Origin of the sequence: Parasphingomonas zepuensis, from assembly GCF_036663735.1 — a bacterium.
In the GTDB taxonomy this organism is placed as follows: domain Bacteria; phylum Pseudomonadota; class Alphaproteobacteria; order Sphingomonadales; family Sphingomonadaceae; genus Sphingomonas.
In genome coordinates this window covers 241,686-265,120 of record NZ_JAXOJO010000003.1, presented here as the reverse complement: position 1 = coordinate 265,120, position 23,435 = coordinate 241,686, and the positions used below count along the sequence as shown (strand labels likewise).

The 23,435-nt window shown below is 63.7% G+C and carries 36 protein-coding genes; 31 read left to right on the top strand and 5 right to left on the bottom strand.

Annotation, left to right across the window (positions count from 1 at the left end):
• The first annotated feature begins 7 nt into the window (after positions 1–7).
• Entirely contained in the window at positions 8–463 is a 456-nt protein-coding gene (locus U1769_RS12520) for a GNAT family N-acetyltransferase (protein ID WP_332716345.1), read from the top strand.
• 9 nt (positions 464–472) lie between these two features.
• On the opposite strand, the gene U1769_RS12515 is transcribed toward U1769_RS12520, so the two are convergent.
• Both U1769_RS12515 and U1769_RS12510 read right to left on the bottom strand, forming a co-directional pair.
• Positions 473–1,660, bottom strand: a complete 1,188-nt coding sequence (locus U1769_RS12515) for an acetyl-CoA C-acyltransferase (RefSeq protein WP_332716343.1) — start codon at positions 1,658–1,660, stop codon at positions 473–475.
• An 86-nt stretch (positions 1,661–1,746) separates the two neighbouring features.
• A complete protein-coding gene (locus U1769_RS12510; protein ID WP_332716340.1) occupies positions 1,747–2,184 on the bottom strand; it encodes an acyl-CoA thioesterase in 438 nt (145 codons plus the stop codon).
• 118 nt (positions 2,185–2,302) lie between these two features.
• Here U1769_RS12510 and U1769_RS12505 point away from each other — a divergent pair, with 118 nt between their 5' ends.
• From U1769_RS12505 to U1769_RS12490, 4 genes are read left to right on the top strand one after another with little or no spacing between them, the layout of a single operon-like run.
• The gene (locus U1769_RS12505) at positions 2,303–2,560 is read left to right on the top strand and encodes a hypothetical protein (RefSeq protein ID WP_332716338.1); all 258 of its coding nucleotides are present in this window, start codon (positions 2,303–2,305) and stop codon (positions 2,558–2,560) included.
• Positions 2,553–3,308, top strand: a complete 756-nt coding sequence (locus U1769_RS12500) for a prepilin peptidase (protein ID WP_332716336.1) — start codon at positions 2,553–2,555, stop codon at positions 3,306–3,308. The genes U1769_RS12505 and U1769_RS12500 overlap by 8 nt, the downstream gene beginning before the upstream one ends.
• Positions 3,305–3,751: a hypothetical protein gene (locus tag U1769_RS12495; RefSeq protein ID WP_332716334.1), complete on the top strand. Its 447-nt coding sequence runs from the start codon at positions 3,305–3,307 to the stop codon at positions 3,749–3,751. The genes U1769_RS12500 and U1769_RS12495 overlap by 4 nt, the downstream gene beginning before the upstream one ends.
• Positions 3,752–3,796: 45 nt before the next feature.
• Positions 3,797–5,206 carry a coniferyl aldehyde dehydrogenase gene (locus U1769_RS12490; protein ID WP_332717569.1) on the top strand — a complete coding sequence of 470 codons (1,410 nt, stop codon included), beginning with the start codon at positions 3,797–3,799 and terminating at the stop codon, positions 5,204–5,206.
• A 30-nt stretch (positions 5,207–5,236) separates the two neighbouring features.
• Here U1769_RS12490 and U1769_RS12485 read toward each other — a convergent pair whose 3' ends face one another.
• Both U1769_RS12485 and trhO read right to left on the bottom strand, forming a co-directional pair.
• Positions 5,237–5,584 (bottom strand): YciI family protein, encoded by a 348-nt coding sequence (locus U1769_RS12485; protein WP_332716332.1) that lies wholly within the window; start codon positions 5,582–5,584, stop codon positions 5,237–5,239.
• Positions 5,585–5,669: 85 nt separating this feature from the next.
• Positions 5,670–6,602: an oxygen-dependent tRNA uridine(34) hydroxylase TrhO gene (gene trhO, locus U1769_RS12480; protein ID WP_332716330.1), complete on the bottom strand. Its 933-nt coding sequence runs from the start codon at positions 6,600–6,602 to the stop codon at positions 5,670–5,672.
• 120 nt (positions 6,603–6,722) lie between these two features.
• Here trhO and U1769_RS12475 point away from each other — a divergent pair, with 120 nt between their 5' ends.
• Entirely contained in the window at positions 6,723–7,286 is a 564-nt protein-coding gene (locus U1769_RS12475; protein ID WP_332716327.1) for a DUF4337 domain-containing protein, read from the top strand.
• Here U1769_RS12475 and glpD read toward each other — a convergent pair.
• On the bottom strand, positions 7,279–8,733 hold the full coding sequence (gene glpD / locus U1769_RS12470) for a glycerol-3-phosphate dehydrogenase (RefSeq protein ID WP_332716325.1): 1,455 nt from the start codon (positions 8,731–8,733) through the stop codon (positions 7,279–7,281). The genes U1769_RS12475 and glpD overlap by 8 nt on opposite strands.
• Before the next feature lie 273 nt (positions 8,734–9,006).
• On the opposite strand from glpD, the gene rpsL reads away from it, so the two are divergent.
• The 25 genes from rpsL to rplO all read left to right on the top strand — a co-directional run bounded on the left by rpsL (position 9,007) and on the right by rplO (position 23,325).
• The gene (gene rpsL / locus U1769_RS12465; protein WP_019516007.1) at positions 9,007–9,378 is read left to right on the top strand and encodes a 30S ribosomal protein S12; all 372 of its coding nucleotides are present in this window, start codon (positions 9,007–9,009) and stop codon (positions 9,376–9,378) included.
• A 76-nt stretch (positions 9,379–9,454) separates the two neighbouring features.
• Positions 9,455–9,925 (top strand): 30S ribosomal protein S7, encoded by a 471-nt coding sequence (gene rpsG / locus U1769_RS12460; protein WP_332716323.1) that lies wholly within the window; start codon positions 9,455–9,457, stop codon positions 9,923–9,925.
• A gap of 66 nt (positions 9,926–9,991) precedes the next feature.
• Complete coding sequence (fusA, locus tag U1769_RS12455; protein ID WP_332716321.1) at positions 9,992–12,067, top strand: elongation factor G; 2,076 nt, start codon at positions 9,992–9,994, stop codon at positions 12,065–12,067.
• A 76-nt stretch (positions 12,068–12,143) separates the two neighbouring features.
• Positions 12,144–13,337, top strand: a complete 1,194-nt coding sequence (gene tuf, locus U1769_RS12450; protein WP_332716319.1) for an elongation factor Tu — start codon at positions 12,144–12,146, stop codon at positions 13,335–13,337.
• A gap of 107 nt (positions 13,338–13,444) precedes the next feature.
• A complete protein-coding gene (gene rpsJ, locus U1769_RS12445; protein WP_034161642.1) occupies positions 13,445–13,756 on the top strand; it encodes a 30S ribosomal protein S10 in 312 nt (103 codons plus the stop codon).
• Positions 13,757–13,974: 218 nt separating this feature from the next.
• Positions 13,975–14,730, top strand: a complete 756-nt coding sequence (gene rplC / locus U1769_RS12440) for a 50S ribosomal protein L3 (protein WP_332716317.1) — start codon at positions 13,975–13,977, stop codon at positions 14,728–14,730.
• Between the two features lie 2 nt (positions 14,731–14,732).
• Positions 14,733–15,362, top strand: a complete 630-nt coding sequence (gene rplD, locus U1769_RS12435) for a 50S ribosomal protein L4 (protein ID WP_332716314.1) — start codon at positions 14,733–14,735, stop codon at positions 15,360–15,362.
• Entirely contained in the window at positions 15,355–15,672 is a 318-nt protein-coding gene (locus U1769_RS12430) for a 50S ribosomal protein L23 (protein ID WP_332716311.1), read from the top strand. The genes rplD and U1769_RS12430 overlap by 8 nt, the downstream gene beginning before the upstream one ends.
• Positions 15,672–16,508, top strand: coding sequence for a 50S ribosomal protein L2 (gene rplB / locus U1769_RS12425; protein ID WP_332716308.1), 837 nt, complete (start codon positions 15,672–15,674; stop codon positions 16,506–16,508). Before U1769_RS12430 ends, rplB begins: the two co-directional genes overlap by 1 nt.
• Positions 16,509–16,513: 5 nt before the next feature.
• A complete protein-coding gene (gene rpsS / locus U1769_RS12420) occupies positions 16,514–16,789 on the top strand; it encodes a 30S ribosomal protein S19 (protein ID WP_034161646.1) in 276 nt (91 codons plus the stop codon).
• Positions 16,789–17,166 carry a 50S ribosomal protein L22 gene (rplV, locus tag U1769_RS12415; protein ID WP_332716302.1) on the top strand — a complete coding sequence of 126 codons (378 nt, stop codon included), beginning with the start codon at positions 16,789–16,791 and terminating at the stop codon, positions 17,164–17,166. Before rpsS ends, rplV begins: the two co-directional genes overlap by 1 nt.
• Positions 17,166–17,861, top strand: a complete 696-nt coding sequence (rpsC, locus tag U1769_RS12410) for a 30S ribosomal protein S3 (RefSeq protein WP_332716298.1) — start codon at positions 17,166–17,168, stop codon at positions 17,859–17,861. Before rplV ends, rpsC begins: the two co-directional genes overlap by 1 nt.
• Positions 17,862–17,873: 12 nt before the next feature.
• Entirely contained in the window at positions 17,874–18,308 is a 435-nt protein-coding gene (gene rplP / locus U1769_RS12405; protein WP_183108980.1) for a 50S ribosomal protein L16, read from the top strand.
• Positions 18,308–18,517, top strand: a complete 210-nt coding sequence (gene rpmC / locus U1769_RS12400; RefSeq protein WP_332716291.1) for a 50S ribosomal protein L29 — start codon at positions 18,308–18,310, stop codon at positions 18,515–18,517. The genes rplP and rpmC overlap by 1 nt, the downstream gene beginning before the upstream one ends.
• A gap of 11 nt (positions 18,518–18,528) precedes the next feature.
• Positions 18,529–18,801: a 30S ribosomal protein S17 gene (gene rpsQ, locus U1769_RS12395; protein WP_332716287.1), complete on the top strand. Its 273-nt coding sequence runs from the start codon at positions 18,529–18,531 to the stop codon at positions 18,799–18,801.
• 85 nt (positions 18,802–18,886) lie between these two features.
• Positions 18,887–19,255, top strand: coding sequence for a 50S ribosomal protein L14 (gene rplN / locus U1769_RS12390; protein WP_332716285.1), 369 nt, complete (start codon positions 18,887–18,889; stop codon positions 19,253–19,255).
• On the top strand, positions 19,255–19,572 hold the full coding sequence (rplX, locus tag U1769_RS12385) for a 50S ribosomal protein L24 (RefSeq protein WP_332716282.1): 318 nt from the start codon (positions 19,255–19,257) through the stop codon (positions 19,570–19,572). The genes rplN and rplX overlap by 1 nt, the downstream gene beginning before the upstream one ends.
• A 31-nt stretch (positions 19,573–19,603) precedes the next feature.
• On the top strand, positions 19,604–20,173 hold the full coding sequence (rplE, locus tag U1769_RS12380; protein WP_332717558.1) for a 50S ribosomal protein L5: 570 nt from the start codon (positions 19,604–19,606) through the stop codon (positions 20,171–20,173).
• A gap of 1 nt (position 20,174) precedes the next feature.
• The gene (gene rpsN, locus U1769_RS12375) at positions 20,175–20,480 is read left to right on the top strand and encodes a 30S ribosomal protein S14 (protein ID WP_332716280.1); all 306 of its coding nucleotides are present in this window, start codon (positions 20,175–20,177) and stop codon (positions 20,478–20,480) included.
• Between the two features lie 10 nt (positions 20,481–20,490).
• Positions 20,491–20,886, top strand: a complete 396-nt coding sequence (rpsH, locus tag U1769_RS12370) for a 30S ribosomal protein S8 (RefSeq protein ID WP_272626176.1) — start codon at positions 20,491–20,493, stop codon at positions 20,884–20,886.
• Entirely contained in the window at positions 20,886–21,419 is a 534-nt protein-coding gene (gene rplF, locus U1769_RS12365) for a 50S ribosomal protein L6 (protein WP_332716273.1), read from the top strand. The genes rpsH and rplF overlap by 1 nt, the downstream gene beginning before the upstream one ends.
• Positions 21,419–21,778 carry a 50S ribosomal protein L18 gene (gene rplR, locus U1769_RS12360; protein ID WP_332716271.1) on the top strand — a complete coding sequence of 120 codons (360 nt, stop codon included), beginning with the start codon at positions 21,419–21,421 and terminating at the stop codon, positions 21,776–21,778. The genes rplF and rplR overlap by 1 nt, the downstream gene beginning before the upstream one ends.
• 2 nt (positions 21,779–21,780) lie before the next feature.
• Positions 21,781–22,506 (top strand): 30S ribosomal protein S5, encoded by a 726-nt coding sequence (gene rpsE, locus U1769_RS12355; RefSeq protein WP_332716269.1) that lies wholly within the window; start codon positions 21,781–21,783, stop codon positions 22,504–22,506.
• A gap of 5 nt (positions 22,507–22,511) precedes the next feature.
• Positions 22,512–22,709 carry a 50S ribosomal protein L30 gene (rpmD, locus tag U1769_RS12350; RefSeq protein ID WP_332716267.1) on the top strand — a complete coding sequence of 66 codons (198 nt, stop codon included), beginning with the start codon at positions 22,512–22,514 and terminating at the stop codon, positions 22,707–22,709.
• A 73-nt stretch (positions 22,710–22,782) separates the two neighbouring features.
• Positions 22,783–23,325 carry a 50S ribosomal protein L15 gene (gene rplO, locus U1769_RS12345; protein ID WP_332716264.1) on the top strand — a complete coding sequence of 181 codons (543 nt, stop codon included), beginning with the start codon at positions 22,783–22,785 and terminating at the stop codon, positions 23,323–23,325.
• Positions 23,326–23,435 lie beyond the last annotated feature (110 nt).

Below are 23,435 nucleotides of genomic sequence, written 5' to 3'. Positions count from 1 at the left end.
GCCCGCGATGAAGATCATTCGCGACGACCTCACTCACCCGGCCGTGATCGGGCTGCTCGACCTGCATCTGCGCGCCGCGTTCGAGAATTCGCCGCCGGGCAGCGTCTTCGCGCTCGACATGTCCGGGCTTCGCGATCCGGCCGTGACCTTGTGGTCCGCCTGGGACGGCGGCGACCTGCTCGGTTTAGGGGCATTGAAGCAGCTCGATGCGTCGCATGGCGAGCTGAAATCGATGCGCACGGCGCCCGCCCATCTGCGGCGCGGCGTGGCGGGGGCGATGCTCGACCATCTGATCGCTGAAGGGCGGCGGCGCGGCTATCGGCGGCTGAGCCTGGAGACCGGGTCGAACCCGCCCTTCGCCCCGGCCAGGGCATTGTACGAGCGCACCGGCTTCGCGCCCTGCGGACCGTTTGCCGACTATAGCGATACGGATTTCAGTCGGTATTACCTGCTTCAGATATAGCCGTAGCGCTTAGTTCATCAGTTCCACTGCCATCGCGGTCGCCTCGCCACCGCCGATGCACAAGGAGGCGAGGCCGCGCTTCTGGCCGGTGGTCTGCAACGCCGAGAGCAGGGTCGCGAGGATGCGCGCGCCAGAAGCGCCGATCGGGTGGCCGAGGGCGCAGGCGCCGCCATTGACGTTCAGCTTGTCGTGGCTGAGGCCGAGGTCGCGCATCGCGATCATCGCGACGACTGCGAATGCCTCGTTGACCTCGAACAGATCGACATCGTTGGCCGACCAGCCGGCCTTTTCCAGCGCCTTGCGCATCGCGAAAACGGGGGCGGTAGTGAACAGGGCAGGCGCATGGGCGTGCGCGGCATGGCTGACGATGCGGGCGATCGGATCGAGGGCAAGGCGCTCCGCGACTGACGCGCGGGTCAGCACCAGTGCCGCGGCACCATCCGAGATGGACGAGGCATTGGCGGCGGTGATCGTGCCGTCCTTCGAAAAGGCGGGCCTGAGCGTTGGGATCTTCGCGGGATCGCCTTTGGCGGGCTGCTCGTCGAGGCTCACGGTCGTGGGACCCTTACGGCCGGCGATCTCTACCGGCACGATCTCACGGTCGAACGCGCCCGAACGCTGCGCTTTCTGCGCGCGCTCGAGCGAGGCGATGGCGAAATCGTCCATCTGCGCCCGGGTGAACTGATATTCGGCGGCGGTGTCCTCGGCGAAATTGCCCATCAGCTTGCCGGGCTCATAGGCGTCCTCGAGGCCGTCGAGATACATGTGATCCATCAGCCGGTCATGGCCGATGCGTGCGCCGCCACGATGACGCAGCGAGAGATAGGGCGCGTTGGTCATGCTCTCCATGCCGCCGGCGACGATCAGGTCCGCGGAACCGGCGGCGAGGGCGTCGGCGGCGAGGATCGCGGCCTGCATGCCCGATCCGCACATCTTGTTGATCGTCGTCGCCTCGATATGGTCTGGCAGGCCAGCGTTCAGCGCGGCCTGACGCGCGGGCGCCTGGCCGAGGCCGGCGGGCAGCACGCAGCCCATATAGATCCGCTCGATCGCGTCGCCGGACAACCCGGCGCGCTCGACCGCTCCGCCTACCGCAGTCGCGCCGAGCTCGGTTGCCGATGCACCGGCCAATGCGCCCTGGAAGCTGCCCATCGGCGTGCGGGCGTAGGAGAGGATGACGATTGGATCGGCGGCCATGCGATTGCTCCGGCTGGAAGGTGCCGGCGATCTAGGCGCGTGCGCGAGCGATTACAAACCGCCAGGGATGCAGCTCAGTAGGGCGATTACGCAGTGGTCGCGGGCAGGTTTTCGCGGGGATCGGCCTTGAAAAAGCGCTCGATCACGTTCTGGGCAATGCGCGCCGGGCGCAAGGTCTCGGCATCGACGCAGCACCAGCTCGACTTTACCTCGGCCAGGACGACTTCGCCGCGCTTGATGATCGTCTCGTAAAAGGCGCGCGCGCCTTGCACCTTTTCGAGCAGGACGGTGGCGATCACATCGTCTTCGAGAAACGTCGGCTTGCGATAGGTGATCTCATGCTTCAGCGCGACCCAGAGGTGCGCCGCGACGGCATCGGCCGGCGCGAAGCGCTGCCAGTGGTTGATCACTGCCTCCTGCACCCATTTCAGATAGCTCGCGTTATTGACGTGCCCCATGAAATCGATGTCGGCGGCGTCGATAGCGATGGCGTAGCTGTGCGAGGCATATTCAGGCTGAGACATGGGATTACCTTAACGCAAACGGCAAGTTTTGGCGAGAGCGAAGCATGTCCATTCGTCGTAAAGCGCCCGTGTACCAATTGGGCATGACGCGGGCCGGTTCGACGGGTATCGCCAGCCAATGGAAGATACGCTCACCACCGTCCTCAAATGGTTCGCGTCCGGCAGCGGGATGATCGCCGCAGCAATGGTCTCGCTCGATCTCGGACGGAAGGTCACCGGCTGGGGCTTCGTGATTTTCCTGGCGTCATCGATCGCCTGGATTTCCGGCTCGGTACTGACCCAGGATTTCGCGCTCGGCACGCAGAATGTCGTGCTGTTCGGGATCAACCTGTTCGGCGTCTATCGCTACCTCATCCGCAAGAGACCCAATGGCTGAATCATGGCTCTGGCCGCTCGCGCTGGGCGTGCTCGGCGCGGTGATCGGCAGCTTCCTGGCGACGCTGGTGATCCGCTGGCCGCAGGATCGATCGGTGCTGAGAGGGCGGTCGCATTGCGATGGCTGCGATGGGGTGCTGGGTCCGCGCGACCTGATCCCCCTGGTCAGCGCTGCGCTGTCGCGGGGGCGCTGCCGCCAGTGCGCCGCGCCGATCGATCCGCGGCACTGGCAGATCGAACTGGCGGCCTTGGGGATAGGGGTGGTGACCGGACTGGTCGTGTCGGGACCGGCGGCACTGGCCGGAGCAGTCTTCGGCTGGTTGTTGCTGACACTTGCCGCGCTCGATGTCACTGAATTCTGGTTGCCCGATCCCTTGACGTTGACGCTGGCTCTTGCCGGCCTCGTGACGGGTTTCGTCGGGATTGAGCCGCCCCCGCTGGACAGGCTGATCGGCGTCGTCGCGGGTTTCGCGTCGCTCTGGTTCGTCGGTTTCGCGTACCGGCATTTGCGGGGCCGGGAAGGGCTGGGCGGGGGCGATCCAAAGCTGCTCGGCGCGATCGGCCTGTGGCTCGGCTGGCGGCTGCTCCCGGCGGTACTGCTGCTCGCCGCGCTGACCGGGCTGGCCTTCGTCCTGATCGGGATGCTGCGCGGACGGGCTGCAAAGATGGATGACCGGATGCCATTCGGCGCGCTACTCGCGATCGCCGCTTACCCGGCATGGCTGTTCCTGATAGGATCGGCAGGATGAAAGCGTTCGCGATCTTGCTGCTGTTCGCTGGCGCGGCCTCCGCCCAGACACTTCCGCCTGCGGTGATCGACGGCCTGCCGATCGGGGCGATCCCAACCCAGGCGTTGCCGGCAACTGGCTGCGCTGCCTTTCTGTGGACCGCCAGCGGCACGCGTGCACTGGTGGCGATGGCCAGTGCCGATCCCGCCCGTCTTCGCCTGTCGATCGGTGGCACTGTGACTGACCTTCTGCGGACTGAGCAGCATGACGCAGGCGGCTTCGGCTTTGCGGGAGTGACGCAGTATCAGGCGGGTGACGTGACCGCGGTCCTGACCATGGCGATCGAGACGCGCGGTGATTTGAAGGACGGCGCCGCGGTGCCGGAGGCGACTCTCCGGATCGATCGGACGGGACAGGACAGCGTGGTGGTGCCGGTGGCCGGTCTGGTCGGCTGCGCTGCCTGACGAAACACACCGAACGGCGGGCAGGGGGAGAGAGTGATGGCGGCGATGCAGGATTTGCTGGCGGAGCAGCGCCAGGCGTTCATGGCCGAACTGCCGGTGTCGATCGCAGTCCGCAAGGATCGGCTGAAGCGCGCGGCGGCGCTGGTCGCCGACAATGCTGCGGCCTTTTGCGATGCGCTCAGCGAGGATTTCGGCCACCGCAGCCGCGAGCAATCGATGTTGACGGATATCGCGAGCTCGATCGCGCCGATCAACCACGCGATCAAATCGGTCGAGAAATGGGCGCGACGGGAAAAGCGCCCCGTGCTGTTCCCGCTTGGGCTGCTCGGCGCGAAGGCCTGGATTGAATATCAACCCAAGGGCGTGGTTGGCGTGATCGCGCCGTGGAATTTCCCGGTGAACCTCGTGATGTCGCCGCTGGCCGGGGTGTTCGCGGCGGGAAACCGCGCGATGGTCAAGACGAGCGAATATACGCCGCGCGTCGCCGCGCTGTTCGAGGAGATTGCGGGGCGATATTTCGCAGCGGATGAACTCGCTTTCGTCTCCGGCGGGCCGGAGGCGGGCAAGGCATTCGCCGAACTGCCCTTCGATCACCTCATCTTCACTGGAGCGACGTCGGTAGGGAAGCACATCCTCCATGCTGCCGCCGACAATCTGACGCCCGTCACGCTCGAGTTGGGGGGCAAATCGCCGGTGATCATAGGCCGGTCGGCGGATGTCGCCCGCGCGACCGAGCGGGTGGCGCTGGGCAAGATGATGAACGCCGGGCAGATCTGCCTCGCGCCCGATTATATGCTGGTCGAGGCCGGGCAGGAGGCAGCGGTTGTGAGCGGACTGAAGGCCGCCGCCTCGACCATGTACCCGACCCTGCTGTCCAATCCCGACTACACATCGGTCATCAACGACCGGCATTTCGCGCGGCTCAACGGGCTGCTCGACGATGCCCGGGCCAAGGGCGCGACGGTCGAGGCGGTCAATCCCGCGAACGAGGATTTCGGCGCATCCAATGCGCGCAAGATGCCGCTGCATATCGTCACTAATGTGACTGACGACATGGCGGTGATGCAGGAGGAGATTTTCGGCCCGATCCTGCCGGTGCGTCGTTATGACGGGATCGAGGATGCTATCGCCCAGGTAAATCGCCGCGACCGGCCGCTCGGCCTCTATTATTTCGGCAGCGACGCGGGCGAGCGGCGCCAGGTGCTCGATCGCACGATCGCCGGCGGCGTTACACTGGACGACGTGATCTTCCATATCAGCATGGAGGATCTGCCGTTCGGTGGGGTGGGGCCCTCGGGCATGGGCGCCTATCACGGGATCGACGGATTCAGGACGTTCAGCCACGCCAAGAGCGTGTTCAGGCAGGCGAAGCTCGACGTGGCAAAGCTTGCCGGGCTCAAGCCGCCTTACGGCAAGGCGACGATGAAGGCCGTCGCGCGGCAGATGAAGGGCTGACCTCGGGTTCCCGCAATATCGAGCGCTCCGTCATTCCATCTCGAGCACTGGCCTGATCTCGACCGAGCCATCGGCATAGAGTGGGAGCTTCTTCGCGACGGCGATCGCCGTATCTAGATCCGGCGCGTCGATCAGGTAGAAGCCGCCGAGCTGCTCCCTGGTCTCAGCGAACGGACCGTCATGAATCGTCTGGGCGCCTGAACGGGTCACGACGGTCGTGGCCGAACTGGTCGGGTGGAGGCCCGCGCCACCCTTGCTGGTATCGCCAAGATCCTCGCCGAAAGCGATGTGGCGCTGGACGATCTCCGTGACGGCGGGGCTGTCGGGCTGATCGCCGTAAACGCTCTCGTCCTCGTAGATCAGGAGCATATATTGCATCAGTCGGTCCTCTCTGTGCGATCGCGTAAGGCGATCGTATAATGGAGACGAGCGACGGGGTGCGGATTCGACAGGGGCCGCGAAATTATTCCGGTCCCTCCGCGAACACACGGCCGACATGGGCCTCGCCACGCGCTTCCGCGAGGCGCTCCTGGCGGTGACGTTCGGCATAGCTGGCGCGCTGGGCCTCGTCCCGAGTGGCGTGGCACGCCGGGCAACTCACCCCTTCGATATAAAGCGGTGACGCGCGGTCCCCCGGGCTGACCGGCATGCGACAGGCATGGCACAACGCGTGGCTGCCGATTTCCAAGCCGTGCTTCACTGCGACGCGTTGATCGAAGACGAAGCATTCGCCTTCCCACCGGCTGTCCACGGCAGGCACCTGTTCCAGATATTTCAGGATGCCACCCTCGAGGTGATATACCTTGTCCAGGCCTTCCGCCTTGAGGAAGGCAGTCGCCTTTTCGCAGCGGATGCCGCCGGTGCAGAACATCGCGATCTTCGGCGCCGTCGCGAAATCGTCGCGGTGCTCGCGGAACCAGGCGGGGAAATCGCGGAAGCTGTGCGTTTTCGGATCGATCGCGCCGGAAAATGTGCCGATCGCGACCTCATAGTCGTTGCGTGTATCGATCAGGATCGTGCCGGGTGCATCGATCAGCGCATTCCACTCGGCGGGCGGCACATAATGCCCGACATCCTGCAGCGGATCGATATCGGGCTCGCCCATGGTTACGATCTCTCGCTTGAGGCGAACCTTCATGCGATGGAACGGCATGGTCTCCGCGTGGGAATCCTTGGCCTCGATATCGGCGCAACCGGGCAGAGTGCGGATATGGTCAAGCACGCGCTCGATCGCGTCGGGCGCGCCGGCGATCGTGCCGTTGATGCCTTCGGGCGCTAGAAGGATCGTACCCCGGACGCCGTTCTCCTCGCACAGCCGGGCAAGCGGATCGCGCAGCGCGGCCGGATCCGCAAAGCGGGTAAAACGATAAAGGGCGGTCACGCGAAGAGGGGCCATGCCGGCTCCGCTAGAGTATTCGGAGCCTCTTCGTCAAAACCGGCGACGCCCCATTGCACCGGTTCCTGACGCTCCCCACTCTCGGCATCCCGGGAGAGTGCTGATGACGAAGGACAATGCATGGAGGATGATCTCCCCGAGGGCGGCCGCGACCGGAGGCTGAATCGACTGGTGGCGATGACGGTGGTCATCCTGTCGGTGTTCATGGCGGTGGCGAACATCAAGGACGACAATCTGGTCCAGGCGATGCAACTCGCGAAGAGCGATGCGATCGATACCTGGTCCGAATATCAGGCGACCCGCACCAAGGCGCATATCGTCGCCACCGCGCGCGCCGAGATGACGCTGATCGCCGGGGCGACTCCGTCTGCCCCCGCGCGGACGGCTCTTGTCTCGATGGATGCGGAAGCGGCGAAATATGCGGCCGAAACGCCGCGCCTGAAGGCGAAGGCCGAGGCGGACGATGCGCAATATGATGCGCTCAACATGCATGACGACCAGTTCGACATGTGCGATGCGCTCATCTCGATCGCTGTATCGCTCGCGGCGGTTGCGGCCTTGGCCGAGACCCGGTGGTTGTTGATCGCCGCATGGAGTTTTGGCGGGTTCGGGCTGGTGATGGGTGTCGCCGGCTTTGCCGGCTGGGCGATCCATCCCGACACGCTGGCAGGCTTTCTCAGCTAAGGGCGCTCCATCGTTCCGCAAAAATGGCGCGCTCGGTTTCGCTCAGATGCAGGCCGATCTTGCTCCGGCGCATCAGGGCGTCCTCGGATGTGCGTGCCCATTCGCGGTTCTTCATCCAGCGCGCTTCGATCTCGGTCAAACCGCCGCCGAGATCGGCACCCATGCCGGCCTCACCGGTCACGCCGCCCAGCATATCGGCCAGCATCGTGCCATAGGCATGGGCCATGCGCTCGGAGCGGGCTTCGCCGAGAAAGGGCCAGGTAGTGCGGACGTGAGCGAGGAATAGAGGAAAGTCGGGAATCGCGCCGCCGGGGAAGACGCGGGCACGAGTCACCGAATGCGCGGACAGGCCCAGCGGCTCGGCTAGCTTGCCCAGCGCTTCCTCTGCCAGATGACGCGCGGTGGTGATCTTGCCGCCAAAGACGCTGAGCAGGGGAGGGCCGTCGGTGTCGAGCTCTAGCACATAGTCGCGAGTCACTGCCTTCGCCTCGCTGGCGCCGTCGTCATAGAGCGGGCGCACGCCAGACCAGCTGGACGTCACGTCACCCGGCCTGATCTGTTTCAAGAAGTGGCTGTTGGCCGCGTCGCAGAGATAGGCGATCTCGTCAGCGCCGATCGTTGCGTCTTCGGGATTTTCGACCGGTATGTCCGTGGTGCCGATCTCGGTGAATTCACTCTGATAGGGGATGGCGAAGACGATGCGCCGGTCGGGCAGTTGCAGGATATAGGCGTGGTCGCCGTCATACAGCTTCGGCACGACGATATGGCTGCCCTTGACCAGGCGGACGTCGCTCTTCGCGTCGACGCCGAGGCAGTCGAGCAGGCGGTGGACCCAGGGCCCCGCGGCGTTGACGATCGCGCGCGCGGCGATTCCGCGCCCGTCGGACAGGGCGGCACGCCAGATCTTCCCGTCGCGACTGGCCGAATCGAGCGCGACACCAACCGCGATCTCAGCGCCATTGGCTGCGGCATCCATCGCGTTGAGCATGGTAAGGCGCGAATCATCGACGAAAGCATCCGAATAGACGAAGCCGCGGTCGCCGCCCTTGAGTGGGGCTGAATAGGCCGTGTCGCTGGCGCGCAGGCCGCGCGAGCGAGGCAGGCTCATCTTCCCGCCGAGCATATCGTAGAGATAGAGGCCAAGCCGGATCATCCACCATGGCCGCACCGCATTCTCCTGCGGCAGGACGAACAGCAGCGGCCGGATGATGTGTGGGGCGGCATGGATCAGCCGCTCGCGTTCGCGCAGCGCCTCGGCGACGAGCTTGAACTCGTAATATTCGAGATAGCGCAGGCCGCCATGGATCAGCTTGGTCGAGGCCGACGAGGTGTGGCCGGCAAGATCGTCGCGCTCGACGAGCAGGACCTTCAGCCCGAGCAACGCCGCTTCGCGCGCGATCGCGCAGCCGTTGATGCCGCCGCCGACGATGAGGAGATCATATGTCACCCGATCCCAGATATCCGCTCGGGTCCCGCTTGTCGAAGGACCGTGACAATCGGGGTGGGAAGGGGCAGTAGAGAGGGCGGCACCGCTGTTGACCGGCTCCGAGTCGGCCTGTATAGGCGCCGCTGCTCTGACAGGACTCCTGTCGGGACAAGCTTGAACATTGCTGGATGCATTCCAGGGCCCGGGGGGCGTCAGAGTCCCTAGCGGTCCTTTTTGTATTCCCGAGCGTCATGGCTCCAGCAAAGTAACCACGTACCCAAGGTGAAGAGATTCATGCCGACGATCAACCAGCTGGTCCGCAAGGGCCGCGACCCGCAGAAGGCCAAATCCAAGGTCCCTGCAATGGAGCAGAACCCGCAGAAGCGTGGCGTTTGCACCCGCGTCTATACGACGACCCCGAAGAAGCCGAACTCGGCGCTGCGCAAGGTGGCCAAGGTCCGCCTGACCAACCAGCGCGAAGTCATCAGCTACATCCCCGGCGAGGGGCACAATCTCCAGGAGCACTCGGTGGTGCTGATCCGTGGCGGTCGCGTTCGCGATCTTCCCGGTGTCCGCTATCACGTTCTCCGTGGTGTGCTCGATACACAGGGTGTGAAGGATCGCCGCCAGTCGCGTTCCAAGTACGGCGCTAAGCGTCCGAAGTAAGCCGGTCGGCTCCGACCGACGCAAGTCGGCACTGGAGCTTCCGACCCCCAAGGCTGAAGTTTAGAAGGAATATAAAATGGCACGTCGTCGTCGTCCGGAAAAGCGGATCATTCTGCCTGATCCCCAATATGGGGATGAGGTTCTCTCGAAGTTCATGAACAGCGTCATGCTGGACGGTAAGAAGTCCGTCGCCGAGCTGATCGTCTATGGTGCCCTCTCGACCGTCGAGCAGCGCGCCAAGAAGGATCCGATTGGCGTGTTTCACGAGGCGCTCGCCAATGTGAAGCCGGGCATCGAAGTCCGTTCGCGCCGCGTCGGTGGTGCGACCTATCAGGTTCCGGTCGAAGTGCGCCCCGAGCGCGCCCAGGCACTGGCGATCCGCTGGCTGATCAACGCCGCGCGCGCGCGGTCGGAGAACACCATGTCGGCACGCCTGTCGGGCGAGCTGATGGATGCCGCCAACAACCGCGGCAACGCGGTGAAGAAGCGCGAAGATACCCATCGTATGGCCGAGGCAAATCGCGCCTTCAGCCACTACCGCTGGTAAGAACTGCACCTATATATTGAAGGCCGGGGTGATCCCCGGCCTCCTACATCGCTCAAGGAAACGATCATGGCCCGCAGCCATCCGCTCGACATGTACCGCAACATCGGCATCATGGCGCACATCGACGCCGGCAAGACCACGACGACCGAGCGTATCCTCTATTACACCGGCAAGTCCTACAAGATCGGCGAAGTCCATGAGGGCACCGCCACGATGGACTGGATGGAGCAGGAGCAGGAGCGCGGGATCACGATCACGTCGGCTGCCACGACGTGCTTCTGGAACGATCACCGCATCAACATCATCGACACCCCCGGGCACGTCGACTTCACCATTGAAGTCGAGCGTTCGCTGCGCGTGCTCGACGGCGCGGTCGCCTGTTTCGACGGCGTCGCCGGCGTGGAGCCGCAGTCCGAGACGGTGTGGCGTCAGGCCGAGAAGTATCACGTCCCGCGGATGTGCTTCATCAACAAGCTCGACCGCACCGGCGCGAACTTCAACATGTGCGTGCAGATGATCAAGGACCGCCTCGGTGCGCGTCCGGCTGTGCTGTACCTGCCTATCGGCCTGGAGAGCGATTTCAAGGGTCTGGTCGATCTGGTCGAGAACCGGGCGATCATCTGGCTCGAGGAGAGCCTGGGCGCCAAGTTCGAATATCAGGAGATCCCCGCCGATCTGGCCGACCTCGCCGCGACCGCTCGTTCCGAGCTGATCGAAATGGCCGTCGAGCAGGACGACGAGATCATGGAAGCCTATCTCGAAGGCAACGAGCCTGACGTCGCGACGCTGAAGAAGCTGATCCGCAAGGGCACGCTGAACTTCTCGTTCGTGCCGGTGCTGTGCGGCTCCGCGTTCAAGAACAAGGGCGTGCAGCCTTTGCTCGACGGTGTGGTCGATTATCTGCCGTCGCCGCTCGACATCAAGGATGTCGAAGGGCTCAAGCTCGACGGCGAGACCCCGGATACGCGTCCGCCGACCGACGATGCGCCGTTCTCGGCGCTGGCGTTCAAGATCATGAACGATCCGTTCGTGGGAACGCTGACCTTCGCGCGCATTTATTCGGGCAAGCTCGAAACTGCGTCGATGGTGATGAACTCGGTCAAGGACAAGAAGGAAAAGGTCGGCCGCATGCTGCTGATGCATGCCAATGACCGCGAGGACATCCAGGTGGCCTATGCCGGCGACATTGTCGCGCTGGCCGGCCTCAAGGACACCACGACCGGCGATACGCTGTGTGCTGCGAACGCGCCGATCATCCTCGAGCGGATGGAATTTCCGGACCCGGTCATCGAGGTCGCGGTGGAGCCGAAGACGAAGGCCGACCAGGAGAAGATGGGCATCGCGCTCAATCGTCTCGCCCGCGAGGATCCTTCTTTCCGCGTCACCTCCGACGTCGAGAGCGGCCAGACCATCATCAAGGGCATGGGCGAGCTCCATCTCGAGATCCTGGTCGATCGCATGAAGCGCGAGTTCAAGGTCGAGGCGAATGTCGGCGCGCCGCAGGTGGCGTATCGCGAATATCTCGGCAAGCCGGTGGAGCTGAGCTACACCCACAAGAAGCAGTCGGGTGGTTCGGGTCAGTTCGCCGAGGTCAAGATCAAGGTGATCCCCGGCGAGCGTGGCTCGGGCTTCGTCTTCTCCGACCAGATCAAGGGCGGCAATATTCCCAAGGAATATATCCCCTCGGTCGAGAAGGGCATGCGCGAGACGGCCGAGACCGGATCGCTGATCGGCTTCCCGATCATCGATTTCGAGGTTCAGCTGATCGACGGTAAATACCATGACGTCGATTCGTCGGCGCTGGCGTTCGAGATCTGCGCACGTGGCGCGATGCGCGAAGCGGCCCAGAAGGCCGGCATCAAGCTGCTTGAGCCGATTATGAAGGTCGAGGTCGTGACGCCGGAAGATTATCTCGGCGACGTGATCGGCGATCTGAACAGCCGTCGTGGCCAGATTCAGGGCACCGACACCCGCGGCAACGCGACCGCCGTCGAGGCGATCGTGCCGCTGGCGAACATGTTCGGCTACGTGAATCAGCTCCGCTCGTTCAGCCAGGGCCGCGCGCAATACTCGATGCAGTTCTCGCATTATGACGAAGTGCCAGCCAACGTTGCCGAAGAAGTGAAGGCGAAGCTGGCGTAAACCGAAATCAGTCGCTACAGGGCCGCTCTCGCGAGCGCCCTCGGCGGTTACGAAATTGATCTAGAAGGTAGGAAAAATGGCTAAAGCAAAGTTTGAGCGGACCAAGCCGCATCTCAACATCGGCACGATCGGCCATGTCGATCACGGTAAGACGTCGCTGACGGCAGCCATCACGAAGGTGCTGGCCGAGACCGGCGGTGCCACGTTCACCAGCTACGCCAACATCGACAAGGCTCCCGAGGAGCGCGAGCGCGGCATCACGATCTCGACCGCTCACGTCGAGTATGAGACGACCGCGCGCCACTATGCGCACGTCGATTGCCCGGGCCACGCCGATTATGTGAAGAACATGATCACCGGTGCCGCCCAGATGGACGGCGCAATCCTGGTCGTGTCCGCCACCGACGGCCCGATGCCGCAGACCCGCGAGCACATCCTGCTCGCTCGTCAGGTCGGCGTTCCGACGATGGTCGTGTTCATGAACAAGGTCGATCTGGTCGACGACGAGGAAATCCTCGAGCTGGTCGAGATGGAAATCCGCGAGCTGCTCTCGAAGTATGATTTCGACGGCGATAACATTCCGGTCATCCGTGGCTCGGCAGTGTGCGCGCTCGACGACAAGCAGCCTGAGATCGGCCACGACGCCGTTCTTAAGCTGATGGCAGCGGTGGACGAATATCTGCCCCAGCCCGAGCGTCCGCTCGACAAGCCGTTCATGATGCCGATCGAAGACGTGTTCTCGATCTCGGGTCGCGGCACGGTCGTCACCGGCCGCGTCGAGACCGGCATCGTCAAGGTCGGCGAGGAAGTCGAGATCGTCGGCATCCACCCGGCAGTGCGCAAGACCACGGTCACGGGCGTCGAAATGTTCCGCAAGCTGCTCGACCAGGGCCAGGCTGGCGATAACATCGGTGCTCTGATCCGCGGCGTCGGCCGTGAAGAGGTCGAGCGTGGCCAGGTTCTCTGCAAGCCGGGCTCGATCAAGCCGCACACCGACTTCCAGTCGGAAGTGTACGTGCTGTCGAAGGACGAGGGTGGCCGTCATACGCCGTTCTTCGCCAACTATCGTCCGCAGTTCTACTTCCGTACGACGGACGTGACCGGCACTGTCGAGCTGCCCGAGGGCACCGAGATGGTCATGCCTGGCGACAACATCGCTCTGGGCGTGAAGCTCATCGCGCCGATCGCCATGGACGTGGGTCAGCGCTTCACGATCCGTGAAGGTGGCCGTACCGTCGGTTCGGGGATTGTCAGCGGCATCTCAAAGTAATATAGACGCGCCTCCGCCCGATTCCCTACGGAGTCGGGCGGTTGTTATTTTAGTGAACAATGGTTCGGTTGCTCTCGGGCAACCCGCTCTTTCGCATCGGTAGGGTTATGGAAACGCAGAACATTCGGATTCGTCTGAAGGCATTCGATCATCGTGTGCTCGATCAGGCCACCGGCGATATCGCCGACACGGCGCGCCGCACCGGCGCACTCATCCGCGGCCCCATTCCCCTCCCGACGCGCATCGAGAAGTTCACGGTGAACCGCGGGCCGCACATCGACAAGAAGTCGCGTGAGCAGTTCGAGGTCCGCACCTACAAGCGGATGCTGGACATCGTTCAGCCCACCCCGCAGACCGTAGACGCGCTGATGAAGCTCGATCTCGCTGCAGGTGTGGACGTGGAGATCAAGCTGGCCTAAAGGCCGCGCTCCAAAGAGATTCGGCTCCGCCATAAACGGGGCCTGATAGGGATACCGCCCGGCCCCTCTTTCTTAAGAGATTTGGCCGGGGTCTGCGTCCCCCGTCACGTTCCTGCTTCTGCAGGAACACCAGCCCGGGACGGGGCATGCATTATATTTTGGGCTGACACGCCCGTCGGAAATCGTTCCGGCGGGCCTCTGTAATAGGAGCATGGATCATGCGCACTGGCGTGATCGCGAAGAAAATGGGGATGACCCGCTTTTTCCAGGACGATGGGCGCCATGTGCCCGTCACCGTCCTGGCACTGGAAAATCTGCAAGTAGTGGCCGTTCGCGAGGCCGACCGTGATGGATATGTAGCCGTTCAGCTTGGCGCGGGTGTTGCCAAGGCGAAGAACGTTGCCAAGCCGCAGCGCGGCCACTTCGGCAAGGCCGAGGTTGAACCCAAGGCGAAGCTTGCCGAGTTTCGTGTGTCCGATGATGCCGTGCTCGACGTGGGCGCCGAGATTTCGGCTGACCATTATGTCGCCGGCCAGATCGTCGACATCCAGGGTGTCACCCAGGGCAAGGGTTTCCAGGGCGGCATGAAGCGCTGGGGCTTCGGCGGTCTTCGTGCCACCCACGGCGTGTCCGTTTCGCACCGTTCGCTCGGTTCGACCGGTCAGCGTCAGGATCCGGGCAAGGTCTTCAAGAACAAGAAGATGGCCGGTCATATGGGTGACAAGAACCGCACCCAGCAGAACCTCGAAATCGTATCGACCGACGTCGAGCGTGGTCTGATCTTCGTCAAGGGCTCGGTGCCCGGATCGAAGGGCGGCTGGCTGCTCGTCAAGGATTCGGTAAAGGTCGCGCGTCATGCCGACGCGCCGTACCCGGCCGGCCTGAAGGCCGCCGCCAACAGCAACACCGCTCCCGCCGAGACGCCCGCTGAGGACGTTCAGGCCGTGGAAGCGACCGAAGGCCAGGAGGGCTGAACATGAAGGTCAAGATTCAGTCCTTCGACGCCAAGGCGAAGGCCGCGGACATCGAGCTCAACGACGAGGTCTTCGGTCTCGATCCGCGCGCCGACATCCTGCACCGCGTCGTCACCTGGCAGCTCGAGAAGCGTCGCGCCACCGCGCGCGGCACCCGCGAGCGCGCCGACGTGGCCCGCACCGGCAAGAAGTTCGGTCGCCAGAAGGGCGGCGGTACGGCTCGTCACGGCGATCGTCGTGCTCCGACGTTCGTTGGCGGTGGTAAGGCTCACGGCGCCCGCGTTCGTGATTTCAATCCGTCGCTGAACAAGAAGATCCGGGCACTCGGCCTGCGCATGGCTCTCAGCAGCCACGCCAAGGCCGGTTCGCTGATCGTCATGGACAGCCTCGCGGTGAACGAGAGCAAGACCAAGACGCTGACCGCGGATTGGGCGAAGCTCGGTTTCGGCAAGACCGCACTGGTGATCGACGGCGACATGGTCGAGACGAGCTTTGCGCTCGCCGCGGGCAACCTCCGCCAGATCAACGTGCTGCCGGCCGCCGGCGCCAACGTTTACGACATCCTGAAGCATGACACGCTGGTGCTCACCCGCGCTGCTGTCGAAAAGCTGGAGGCGCGCTTCAATGGCTAAAAAGCAGAAGGGCGAGATCGACATCCGTCATTATGACGTGATCGTCGCGCCGCACATCACCGAGAAGGCGACCCTGCTCAGCGAGCAGAACGCGGTCGTGTTCAAGGTCGCGAACGACGCGACCAAGCCTGAAATCAAGGCGGCCGTCGAGGCGCTGTTCAACGTCAAGGTCCTGGGGGTCAACACGATCGTCCAGAAGGGCAAGACGAAGAAGTGGAAGGGCACGCCCTACACGCGCTCCGACATGAAGAAGGCGATTGTGACGCTGGCCGACGGTCAGTCGATCGACGTGACGACGGGAATCCAGTAATGGCACTCAAGCATTACAACCCCACCAGCCCGGCGCGACGCGGACTTATCCTCGTCGACCGCAGCGGCCTGCACAAGGGCGGCCCGATCAAGGCGCTGACCGAAGGCAAGCGCAAGACCGGTGGCCGGAACAACAAGGGCCATGTGACCTCGCGCGGCATCGCCGGCGGCCACAAGCAGCGCTATCGCATCATCGATTTCAAGCGTCGCAAGTGGGACGTGGACGGCACGGTCGAGCGGATCGAATATGATCCCAACCGCACCGCGTTCATCGCCCTCGTCAAGTATCCGGACGAGGAACTGGCCTATATCATCGCGCCGCAGCGCCTCGCCGTCGGCGACAAGGTGGTTGCCAGCAAGAAGACCGACGTGAAGCCTGGCAATGCTATGGAACTCGGTCAGATGCCGGTCGGCACGATCGTCCATAATGTCGAGATGAAGCCCGGCAAGGGTGGCCAGCTCGCACGTTCGGCCGGCACCTATGTGCAGGTCGTGGGTCGCGACAAGGGCATGGTAATGGTTCGCCTCAATTCGGGCGAGCAGCGCTATATCCACTCGAACTGCATGGCGACCGTCGGTGCGGTGTCCAACCCGGACAACGGCAACACCAACCTCGCCAAGGCCGGCCGCAATCGCTGGCTCGGCAAGCGCCCGCTGACTCGCGGCGTCGCCAAGAACCCGGTCGACCATCCGCACGGCGGTGGTGAAGGCCGGACCTCGGGCGGCCGTCATCCGGTCACCCCGTGGGGCAAGCCGACCAAGGGTGCTCGCACCCGTCACAACAAGTCGACCGACAAGATGATCATCCGGTCGCGTCACGCCAAGAAGAAGGGCTAAGCGCCATGGCTCGCTCCGTCTGGAAAGGTCCTTTCGTGGACCTCCATCTGCTCAAGAAGGCAGAGACCGCCCAGGAAACCAACGCGCGTGCGCCGATCAAGACCTGGTCGCGCCGCTCCACGATCCTGCCGCAGTTCGTTGGCCTGACCTTCACCGTTTATAACGGTCGCAAGTTCGTGCCCGTGTCCGTCAATGAGGACATGGTCGGGATGAAGCTCGGCGAGTTCGCGCCGACGCGCTACTTCCCCGGCCATGCCGCCGACAAGAAGGGCAAGCGCTGATGTCGAAGCCAAAATCCCCCCGCAAGGTCGGTGAGAAGGAAGCCCTCTCGGTCGGCACGCAGATTCGCGGCTCGGCTCAGAAGCTCGGTCTCGTCGCTGCGCTGATCCGTAACAAGAAGGCCGGCGATGCGATGAACATCCTCGCTTTCTCGACCAAGGCGATGGCTGTGGATGCCCGCAAGGTTCTCGCCTCGGCGATCGCCAATGCGGAGAACAACCACAACCTCGATGTCGACGCGCTCGTCGTGTCGGAGGCGTCGGTTGGCAAGTCGATCGTGATGAAGCGTTTCGCGACCCGTGGTCGCGGCAAGTCCACGCGCATCCTCAAGCCGTTCTCGCGGCTGCGGATCGTCGTGCGCGAGCAGGAAGAAGCATAATGGGTCAGAAGAGCAATCCGATCGGTCTGCGTCTCCAGATCAACCGCACCTGGGATAGCCGCTGGTATGCGGAAGGCGCCGATTACGGCCGTCTCCTGCTCGAGGATCTGAAGATCCGCGCTTACATCATGAAGACGCTGCCCCAGGCCGCGATCTCCAAGGTGGTGATCGAGCGTCCCGCCAAGCTGTGCCGCGTTTCCATCTATGCCGCACGCCCTGGCGTGATCATCGGCAAGAAGGGCGCCGACATCGAGAAGCTTCGCCGTACCCTCGGCAAGATGACGTCGTCGGACGTGTCGCTGAACATCGTCGAGATCCGCAAGCCCGAAGTCGACGCCAAGCTCGTCGCCCAGGGCATCGCCGATCAGCTCGAGCGTCGTATCGCTTTCCGCCGCGCCATGAAGCGTGCGGTTCAGTCTGCTATGCGGCTCGGTGCCGAAGGCATCCGGATCAATTGCGGCGGCCGTCTCGGCGGCGCCGAGATCGCCCGGTCGGAATGGTATCGTGAAGGCCGCGTTCCGCTGCACACGCTGCGTGCGAACGTCGATTATGCCGAAGCGCAGGCACACACCGCGTACGGCGTGTGCGGCGTGAAGGTCTGGATCTTCAAGGGCGAAATCCTGGGTCACGACCCGATGGCGCAGGACCGGATCATGATGGAGGCTCAAACCTCCGGTGTCCGTCCGGCGCGCTAAGGAACAAAAGCAATGTTGCAGCCAAAAAAGACCAAGTTCCGCAAGCAGTTCAAAGGGCGGATCCATGGCGATGCCAAGGGCGGCACCACCCTCAACTTCGGCTCCTATGGGCTGAAGGCGATGGAGCCGGACCGGATCACCGCGCGCCAGATCGAGGCGGCTCGCCGCGCGATCACGCGTCACATCAAGCGTCAGGGGCGTTTGTGGATCCGCATCTTCCCGGACGTGCCGGTCACGTCCAAGCCTGCCGAAGTCCGCATGGGCAAGGGCAAGGGTTCGCCCGAATATTGGGCGGCACGGGTCAAGCCCGGCCGTATCCTGTTCGAGCTGGACGGCGTTCCTGGCGACATCGCAGCAGTGGCGTTCAGCCGCGCGGCGATGAAGCTGCCGATCAAGGTGAAGGTCGTTGCCCGGCTCGGCGACACCTCGCATCTGGGAGTTGCATGATGGCCCGCAACATCGACGACATGAAGACGAAGACTGACGACCAGCTCGACGAGCAGCTGGGCAACCTGAAGCGCGAGGCATTCAACCTCCGCTTCCAGGCCGCCACGAATCAGCTCGAAAAGCCGAGCCGCGTGCGTGAGGTCCGTCGCGACATCGCTCGCATCAAGACCCTGCAAGGCCAGCGCGTGCGCTCGGCCGAAGCCAAGTAAGGAAGACCGACATGCCGAAGCGCGTGCTGACCGGGGTGATCGTCTCGGACAAGACCGACAAGACGGTGGTGGTGAACGTCGAGCGTAAGGTGAAGCACCCGCTCTACGGCAAGATCATCCGCCGGACGAAGAAGTATCACGCCCATGACGAGGCGAACGAGTTCAAGCAGGGTGAAACGGTGCGGATCGAAGAGACCGCCCCGATCTCCAAGCTGAAGACCTGGAAGGTGATCGAGCGGGTGAACACCCACGCGACCCCCGAGCGGGCAACCATCGACGGCTAACGCCGTACTGGCATCGACGGCTAAGGCCGAAGTTTAGGCGGGGTCCGGTCGGAATCGGCCCCCAGAGTGAGAAGGAACCGGATCGATGATCCAGATGCAGTCCAATCTCGAGGTCGCTGACAACAGCGGCGCGAAGCGGGTACAGTGCATCAAGGTGCTTGGTGGATCCAAGCGCCGGACGGCAGGCGTTGGCGACATCATCGTCGTCAGCATCAAGGAAGCGGCGCCCCGCGCCCGTGTGAAGAAGGGCGACGTGCACCGTGCCGTCATCGTGCGTACGGCGAAGGACATTCGCCGCGCCGATGGCACCGTGATCCGCTTCGATTCGAACGCGGCCGTGCTGGTCAACAAGAACGAGGAGCCGATCGGCACCCGTATCTTTGGCCCAGTGGTGCGCGAACTCCGTGCTCGCAAGCACATGAAGATCATCAGCCTGGCGCCGGAGGTTCTGTAATGGCCGCTGCGAAGATCAAGAAGGGTGACCGCGTCATCGTCCTGTCCGGCAAGGACAAGGGCAAGACCGGTGAAGTCACCCAGGCCATGCCAAAGGACGGCAAGGTCATCGTGTCGGGCGTGAACATCGCGGTCCGCCACACCAAGCCGAGCCAGGGCGACCCGCAGGGTGGCCTGGTTCGTTCGGAAGCGCCGTTGCACGCCTCGAAGGTCGCTCACGTGACCGCCGACGGCAAGCCGACGCGCGTTCGTTTTGAGACGAAGGACGGCAAGAAGGTCCGCGTGGCCGTGAAGTCCGGGGAGACGATCAGTGGCTGATGCAAATCAGAAGGCGGCCCACAAGCCGCGGATGAAGGCGATCTACGAAGATCGCATCATCAAGGCGATGACCGAGAAGTTCGGTTACAAGAACGTGATGGAGGTTCCGCGCCTCGACAAGATCGTCCTGAACATGGGCGTTGGCGAAGCGACGCAGGACAAGAAGAAGGTCGAGCAGGCAGCTTCCGAAATGGAGCTGATCGCGGGCCAGAAGCCAGTCGTCACCAAGGCGAAGAAGTCGATCGCTCAGTTCAAGCTGCGCGAAGGCATGCCGATCGGCGTGAAGGTCACCCTTCGCCGCGAGCGCATGTACGAATTCCTCGACCGCTTCATCACGATCGCGCTGCCGCGCGTTCGCGATTTCCGCGGGCTGAACCCGAAGAGCTTCGATGGTCGTGGCAACTATGCCTGCGGTCTGAAAGAGCAGCTGATCTTCCCGGAAATCAGCTATGACCGGGTCGACAAGATCCGCGGCATGGACGTGATCGTGACGACCACTGCGAAGTCCGACGACGAAGCGCGCGAGTTGCTCCGCCTGTTCGGTTTCCCGTTCCCGATCGAAGCCGCCCCGGAAGATTCCGCCGAAAAGAAGGCAGCGTAAGATGGCTAAGAAGAGTTCTGTCAACAAGAACGAGCGTCGCAAGCTGCTGGTGAAGAAGTACGCCGGTGCCTATGCGAAGCTGAAGGCGCAGGCGGCTGACAAGTCGCTCGACGATGGCGAGCGCCTGATCGCCCGCCTGAAGATGGCGGAAATTCCCCGCAACGGTAACCCCACGCGCGTTCGCAACCGGTGTGAGACGACGGGTCGTCCCCGCGCTTATTATCGCAAGTTCCGCCTCTGCCGTATTCAGCTGCGCGATCTGGCCAACAAGGGCCTGATCCCCGGCGTTACGAAGTCGAGCTGGTAAGGATCACGAGATGGCATTGACCGATCCCCTGGGTGATATGCTCACCCGCATCCGCAACGGCCAGCGCGCGCGCAAGGACTCCGTCCTGTCGCCCGCGTCCAAGCTGCGGGCCCGTGTGCTCGACGTGCTTCAGCGCGAGGGCTATATCCGTGGCTACAGCGAAGAAGAGATGGGTCCCGCAAAGGGCATCCGTATCGAGCTGAAATATTTCGAGGGCCAGCCTGCGATCAAGCATGTCGCGCGCGTCTCGAAGCCCGGTCGCCGCGTCTATTCGGGCGCGACCGAACTGCCCCGCGTCATGAACGGCCTGGGCATCACGATCGTCTCGACGCCTCGCGGCGTTCTGTCCGACGCGGAAGCGCGCGAACAGAATGTCGGCGGCGAAGTGCTGGCGGAGGTATTCTGATGAGCCGCATCGGTAAAAAACCGGTCGCGATCCCGAGCGGTACAACCGCGACGATCGAAGGCCAGCAGCTGAGCGTCAAGGGGCCCAAGGGCGTCTTGTCGATGCCGCTGCGCGAAGAGATCACCTATGTCCTCGAGGACGGCGGTATCTCGGTGAACCCGGCCAACGACACCAAGCGCGCCCGTGCCTTTTGGGGCATGCAGCGTACCCTGGTGCAGAACCTGATTACCGGCGTGTCGGATGGCTTCACCAAGAAGTTGCTGATCAACGGCGTCGGCTATCGTGCGGACGCCAAGGGCCGGGTGCTGAACCTGAAGCTCGGCTACAGCCACGACGTCAACATCGACGTGCCGGAAGGCATCGAAGTGAAGACGCCGGACAACACGACCGTCGAGATTTCGGGAACCGACAAGCAGAAGGTCGGTCAATTGGCCGCGGAGATCCGTCAGTGGCGTAAGCCGGAGCCCTACAAGGGCAAGGGCATCAAGTACGACGGTGAGTTCATCTTCCGCAAGGAAGGGAAAAAGAAGTAATGAGCACCAAGGGTCTCTCTCTTTTTGCGAAGCGTCGCCTTCGCAACCGCACCGCGCTCCGCGGTCGTGCTGCCGGCCGTCCGCGGCTGTCGGTGCATCGTTCGGGCAAGCACATCTATGCGCAAGTGATCGACGACGCCCAGGGCAAGACGGTCGCGTCGGCTTCCACGCTGGAAAAGGACGTGCGTGGCACGTCCGGCGCGAACATCGATGCAGCCGTTGCGGTTGGCAAGCGCGTCGCCGAAGCGGCGAAGCAGGCAGGCGTCACCAAGGTCGTGTTCGATCGCGGAGGCTTCCTGTTCCACGGTCGCGTGAAGGCGCTGGCGGAAGCCGCGCGTGAAGCCGGATTGGAGTTCTAAGAATGGCCGACGAAATCAACCCGACGGAAGTCGTTGCCGGTGCCGAGAGCGCGCCGCAGGACGCGCCGCAGGGCCGTGGTCCGCGTGGCGGCCGTGGCCGTGGCGGCCCCGGTGGCGGTGGCCAGAATCGTGGCGGCCGTGATGGCAACCGTGGGCGTCGCGACGATCGTCGTGGCGGTCCGGGCAGCGACGATGGCGGCGAAGAGCTGATCGAGAAGCTGGTTCACATCAACCGCGTCTCGAAAACGGTCAAGGGCGGCAAGCGCTTCGGCTTCGCGGCACTCGTCGTCGTGGGCGACGGCAAGGGCCGGGTCGGCTTCGGTCATGGCAAGGCGCGCGAAGTGCCGGAAGCCATCTCCAAGGCGACGGCCGCTGCCAAGAAGGCAATGGTCCGCGTTCCGCTCCGCGAGGGTCGCACGCTGCATCACGACGGCAAGGGCCATTTCGGCGCGGGTCTCGTGACTGTCCGCTCGGCGCCGCAGGGTACCGGCATCATCGCTGGCGGCCCGATGCGCGCCGTCTTCGAGAGCCTGGGCGTGGCCGATGTGGTGACCAAGTCGGTCGGCACGTCGAACCCGTACAACATGATCCGTGCGACCTTCGAAGCGCTGACCACCCAGGTCAGCCCGAAGTCGGTCGCGCAGCGCCGTGGCAAGAAGATCGCCGACCTGCTCGGCCGTGGTGGGTCTTCGACCGCCGCTGCCGACGCCGAAGCGATCGCGGAGTAAGACAGATGGCGAAGAAGCAGGAAACCACCGGTACGATCAAGGTGACCCAGACGGGTTCGCCGATCCGCCGCGAGAAGGATCAGCGCGCGACGCTGATCGGTCTCGGCCTCAACAAGATGCACAAGACGCGCGAGCTGCAGGATTCCCCCGAGGTTCGGGGCATGATCCGCAAGGTCGCGCACATGTTATCGGTCGAGGGCTAAACCCCATCGCCCTCTCCCGCCTGGCGGGGGAGGGCATTTATCAGCGCGACAAAAGCGAAAGCGAGTGCACGACATGAAACTGAACGAAATCCGCGACAATCCCGGTGCGCGCAAATCCAAGATGCGCGTCGGCCGTGGTATCGGCTCCGGCAAGGGCAAGACCGGCGGACGCGGCATCAAGGGCCAGAAGAGCCGCGAGGGCGTTTCCATCGCCGGCTTCGAGGGCGGCCAGATGCCGCTGCACATGCGGCTGCCGAAGCGCGGCTTCAACAACATCTTCGCGAAGGATTTTGCCGAGGTGAATCTCGGTGCGATCCAGAAGGCGCTCGACGCCGGCAAGATCGAAGCCGGTGCGACGCTCGATCACGACGCGCTGAAGGCCGCTGGCTTGGCACGCGGCGGCAAGGATGGCGTTCGCCTGCTCGGCAAGGGCGATTTCTCGGCCAAGCTCAGCTTCACGGTTGCCGGCGCGTCGAAGGGCGCGATCGAGGCAGTCGAAAAGGCGGGCGGCAAGGTCGACGTGATCGCCGTCGTGCCCGCAGCTGAAAAGGCCAAGGCCAAGAAGGGCGTGGCCCGGCTCGAGCGCATCGCGCACAAGGCTTCGTTCAAGGCATAATCCATTGCCGCTTCCCGGCGCGGGCCGGGGAGCGGCACAGGGCCTGATGGCGCCGGATCCGGTGTTTCCGGGATCAAGTCGTCAAAGCCCTTAGACAAGCCCGGTCGGGC

Excerpts from the sequence above, each read along its gene's own strand:
- U1769_RS12520 (WP_332716345.1), top strand. The coding sequence starts at position 8 with ATGAAGATCATTCGCGACGACCTCACTCACCCGGCCGTGATCGGGCTG.
- U1769_RS12515 (WP_332716343.1), bottom strand. The coding sequence starts at position 1,660 with ATGGCCGCCGATCCAATCGTCATCCTCTCCTACGCCCGCACGCCGATG.
- U1769_RS12510 (WP_332716340.1), bottom strand. The coding sequence starts at position 2,184 with ATGTCTCAGCCTGAATATGCCTCGCACAGCTACGCCATCGCTATCGAC.
- U1769_RS12505 (WP_332716338.1), top strand. The coding sequence starts at position 2,303 with ATGGAAGATACGCTCACCACCGTCCTCAAATGGTTCGCGTCCGGCAGC.
- U1769_RS12500 (WP_332716336.1), top strand. The coding sequence starts at position 2,553 with ATGGCTGAATCATGGCTCTGGCCGCTCGCGCTGGGCGTGCTCGGCGCG.
- U1769_RS12495 (WP_332716334.1), top strand. The coding sequence starts at position 3,305 with ATGAAAGCGTTCGCGATCTTGCTGCTGTTCGCTGGCGCGGCCTCCGCC.
- U1769_RS12490 (WP_332717569.1), top strand. The coding sequence starts at position 3,797 with ATGCAGGATTTGCTGGCGGAGCAGCGCCAGGCGTTCATGGCCGAACTG.
- U1769_RS12485 (WP_332716332.1), bottom strand. The coding sequence starts at position 5,584 with ATGCAATATATGCTCCTGATCTACGAGGACGAGAGCGTTTACGGCGAT.
- trhO (WP_332716330.1), bottom strand. The coding sequence starts at position 6,602 with ATGGCCCCTCTTCGCGTGACCGCCCTTTATCGTTTTACCCGCTTTGCG.
- U1769_RS12475 (WP_332716327.1), top strand. The coding sequence starts at position 6,723 with ATGGAGGATGATCTCCCCGAGGGCGGCCGCGACCGGAGGCTGAATCGA.
- rpsL (WP_019516007.1), top strand. The coding sequence starts at position 9,007 with ATGCCGACGATCAACCAGCTGGTCCGCAAGGGCCGCGACCCGCAGAAG.
- rpsG (WP_332716323.1), top strand. The coding sequence starts at position 9,455 with ATGGCACGTCGTCGTCGTCCGGAAAAGCGGATCATTCTGCCTGATCCC.
- fusA (WP_332716321.1), top strand. The coding sequence starts at position 9,992 with ATGGCCCGCAGCCATCCGCTCGACATGTACCGCAACATCGGCATCATG.
- tuf (WP_332716319.1), top strand. The coding sequence starts at position 12,144 with ATGGCTAAAGCAAAGTTTGAGCGGACCAAGCCGCATCTCAACATCGGC.
- rpsJ (WP_034161642.1), top strand. The coding sequence starts at position 13,445 with ATGGAAACGCAGAACATTCGGATTCGTCTGAAGGCATTCGATCATCGT.
- rplC (WP_332716317.1), top strand. The coding sequence starts at position 13,975 with ATGCGCACTGGCGTGATCGCGAAGAAAATGGGGATGACCCGCTTTTTC.
- rplD (WP_332716314.1), top strand. The coding sequence starts at position 14,733 with ATGAAGGTCAAGATTCAGTCCTTCGACGCCAAGGCGAAGGCCGCGGAC.
- U1769_RS12430 (WP_332716311.1), top strand. The coding sequence starts at position 15,355 with ATGGCTAAAAAGCAGAAGGGCGAGATCGACATCCGTCATTATGACGTG.
- rplB (WP_332716308.1), top strand. The coding sequence starts at position 15,672 with ATGGCACTCAAGCATTACAACCCCACCAGCCCGGCGCGACGCGGACTT.
- rpsS (WP_034161646.1), top strand. The coding sequence starts at position 16,514 with ATGGCTCGCTCCGTCTGGAAAGGTCCTTTCGTGGACCTCCATCTGCTC.
- rplV (WP_332716302.1), top strand. The coding sequence starts at position 16,789 with ATGTCGAAGCCAAAATCCCCCCGCAAGGTCGGTGAGAAGGAAGCCCTC.
- rpsC (WP_332716298.1), top strand. The coding sequence starts at position 17,166 with ATGGGTCAGAAGAGCAATCCGATCGGTCTGCGTCTCCAGATCAACCGC.
- rplP (WP_183108980.1), top strand. The coding sequence starts at position 17,874 with ATGTTGCAGCCAAAAAAGACCAAGTTCCGCAAGCAGTTCAAAGGGCGG.
- rpmC (WP_332716291.1), top strand. The coding sequence starts at position 18,308 with ATGGCCCGCAACATCGACGACATGAAGACGAAGACTGACGACCAGCTC.
- rpsQ (WP_332716287.1), top strand. The coding sequence starts at position 18,529 with ATGCCGAAGCGCGTGCTGACCGGGGTGATCGTCTCGGACAAGACCGAC.
- rplN (WP_332716285.1), top strand. The coding sequence starts at position 18,887 with ATGATCCAGATGCAGTCCAATCTCGAGGTCGCTGACAACAGCGGCGCG.
- rplX (WP_332716282.1), top strand. The coding sequence starts at position 19,255 with ATGGCCGCTGCGAAGATCAAGAAGGGTGACCGCGTCATCGTCCTGTCC.
- rplE (WP_332717558.1), top strand. The coding sequence starts at position 19,604 with ATGAAGGCGATCTACGAAGATCGCATCATCAAGGCGATGACCGAGAAG.
- rpsN (WP_332716280.1), top strand. The coding sequence starts at position 20,175 with ATGGCTAAGAAGAGTTCTGTCAACAAGAACGAGCGTCGCAAGCTGCTG.
- rpsH (WP_272626176.1), top strand. The coding sequence starts at position 20,491 with ATGGCATTGACCGATCCCCTGGGTGATATGCTCACCCGCATCCGCAAC.
- rplF (WP_332716273.1), top strand. The coding sequence starts at position 20,886 with ATGAGCCGCATCGGTAAAAAACCGGTCGCGATCCCGAGCGGTACAACC.
- rplR (WP_332716271.1), top strand. The coding sequence starts at position 21,419 with ATGAGCACCAAGGGTCTCTCTCTTTTTGCGAAGCGTCGCCTTCGCAAC.
- rpsE (WP_332716269.1), top strand. The coding sequence starts at position 21,781 with ATGGCCGACGAAATCAACCCGACGGAAGTCGTTGCCGGTGCCGAGAGC.
- rpmD (WP_332716267.1), top strand. The coding sequence starts at position 22,512 with ATGGCGAAGAAGCAGGAAACCACCGGTACGATCAAGGTGACCCAGACG.
- rplO (WP_332716264.1), top strand. The coding sequence starts at position 22,783 with ATGAAACTGAACGAAATCCGCGACAATCCCGGTGCGCGCAAATCCAAG.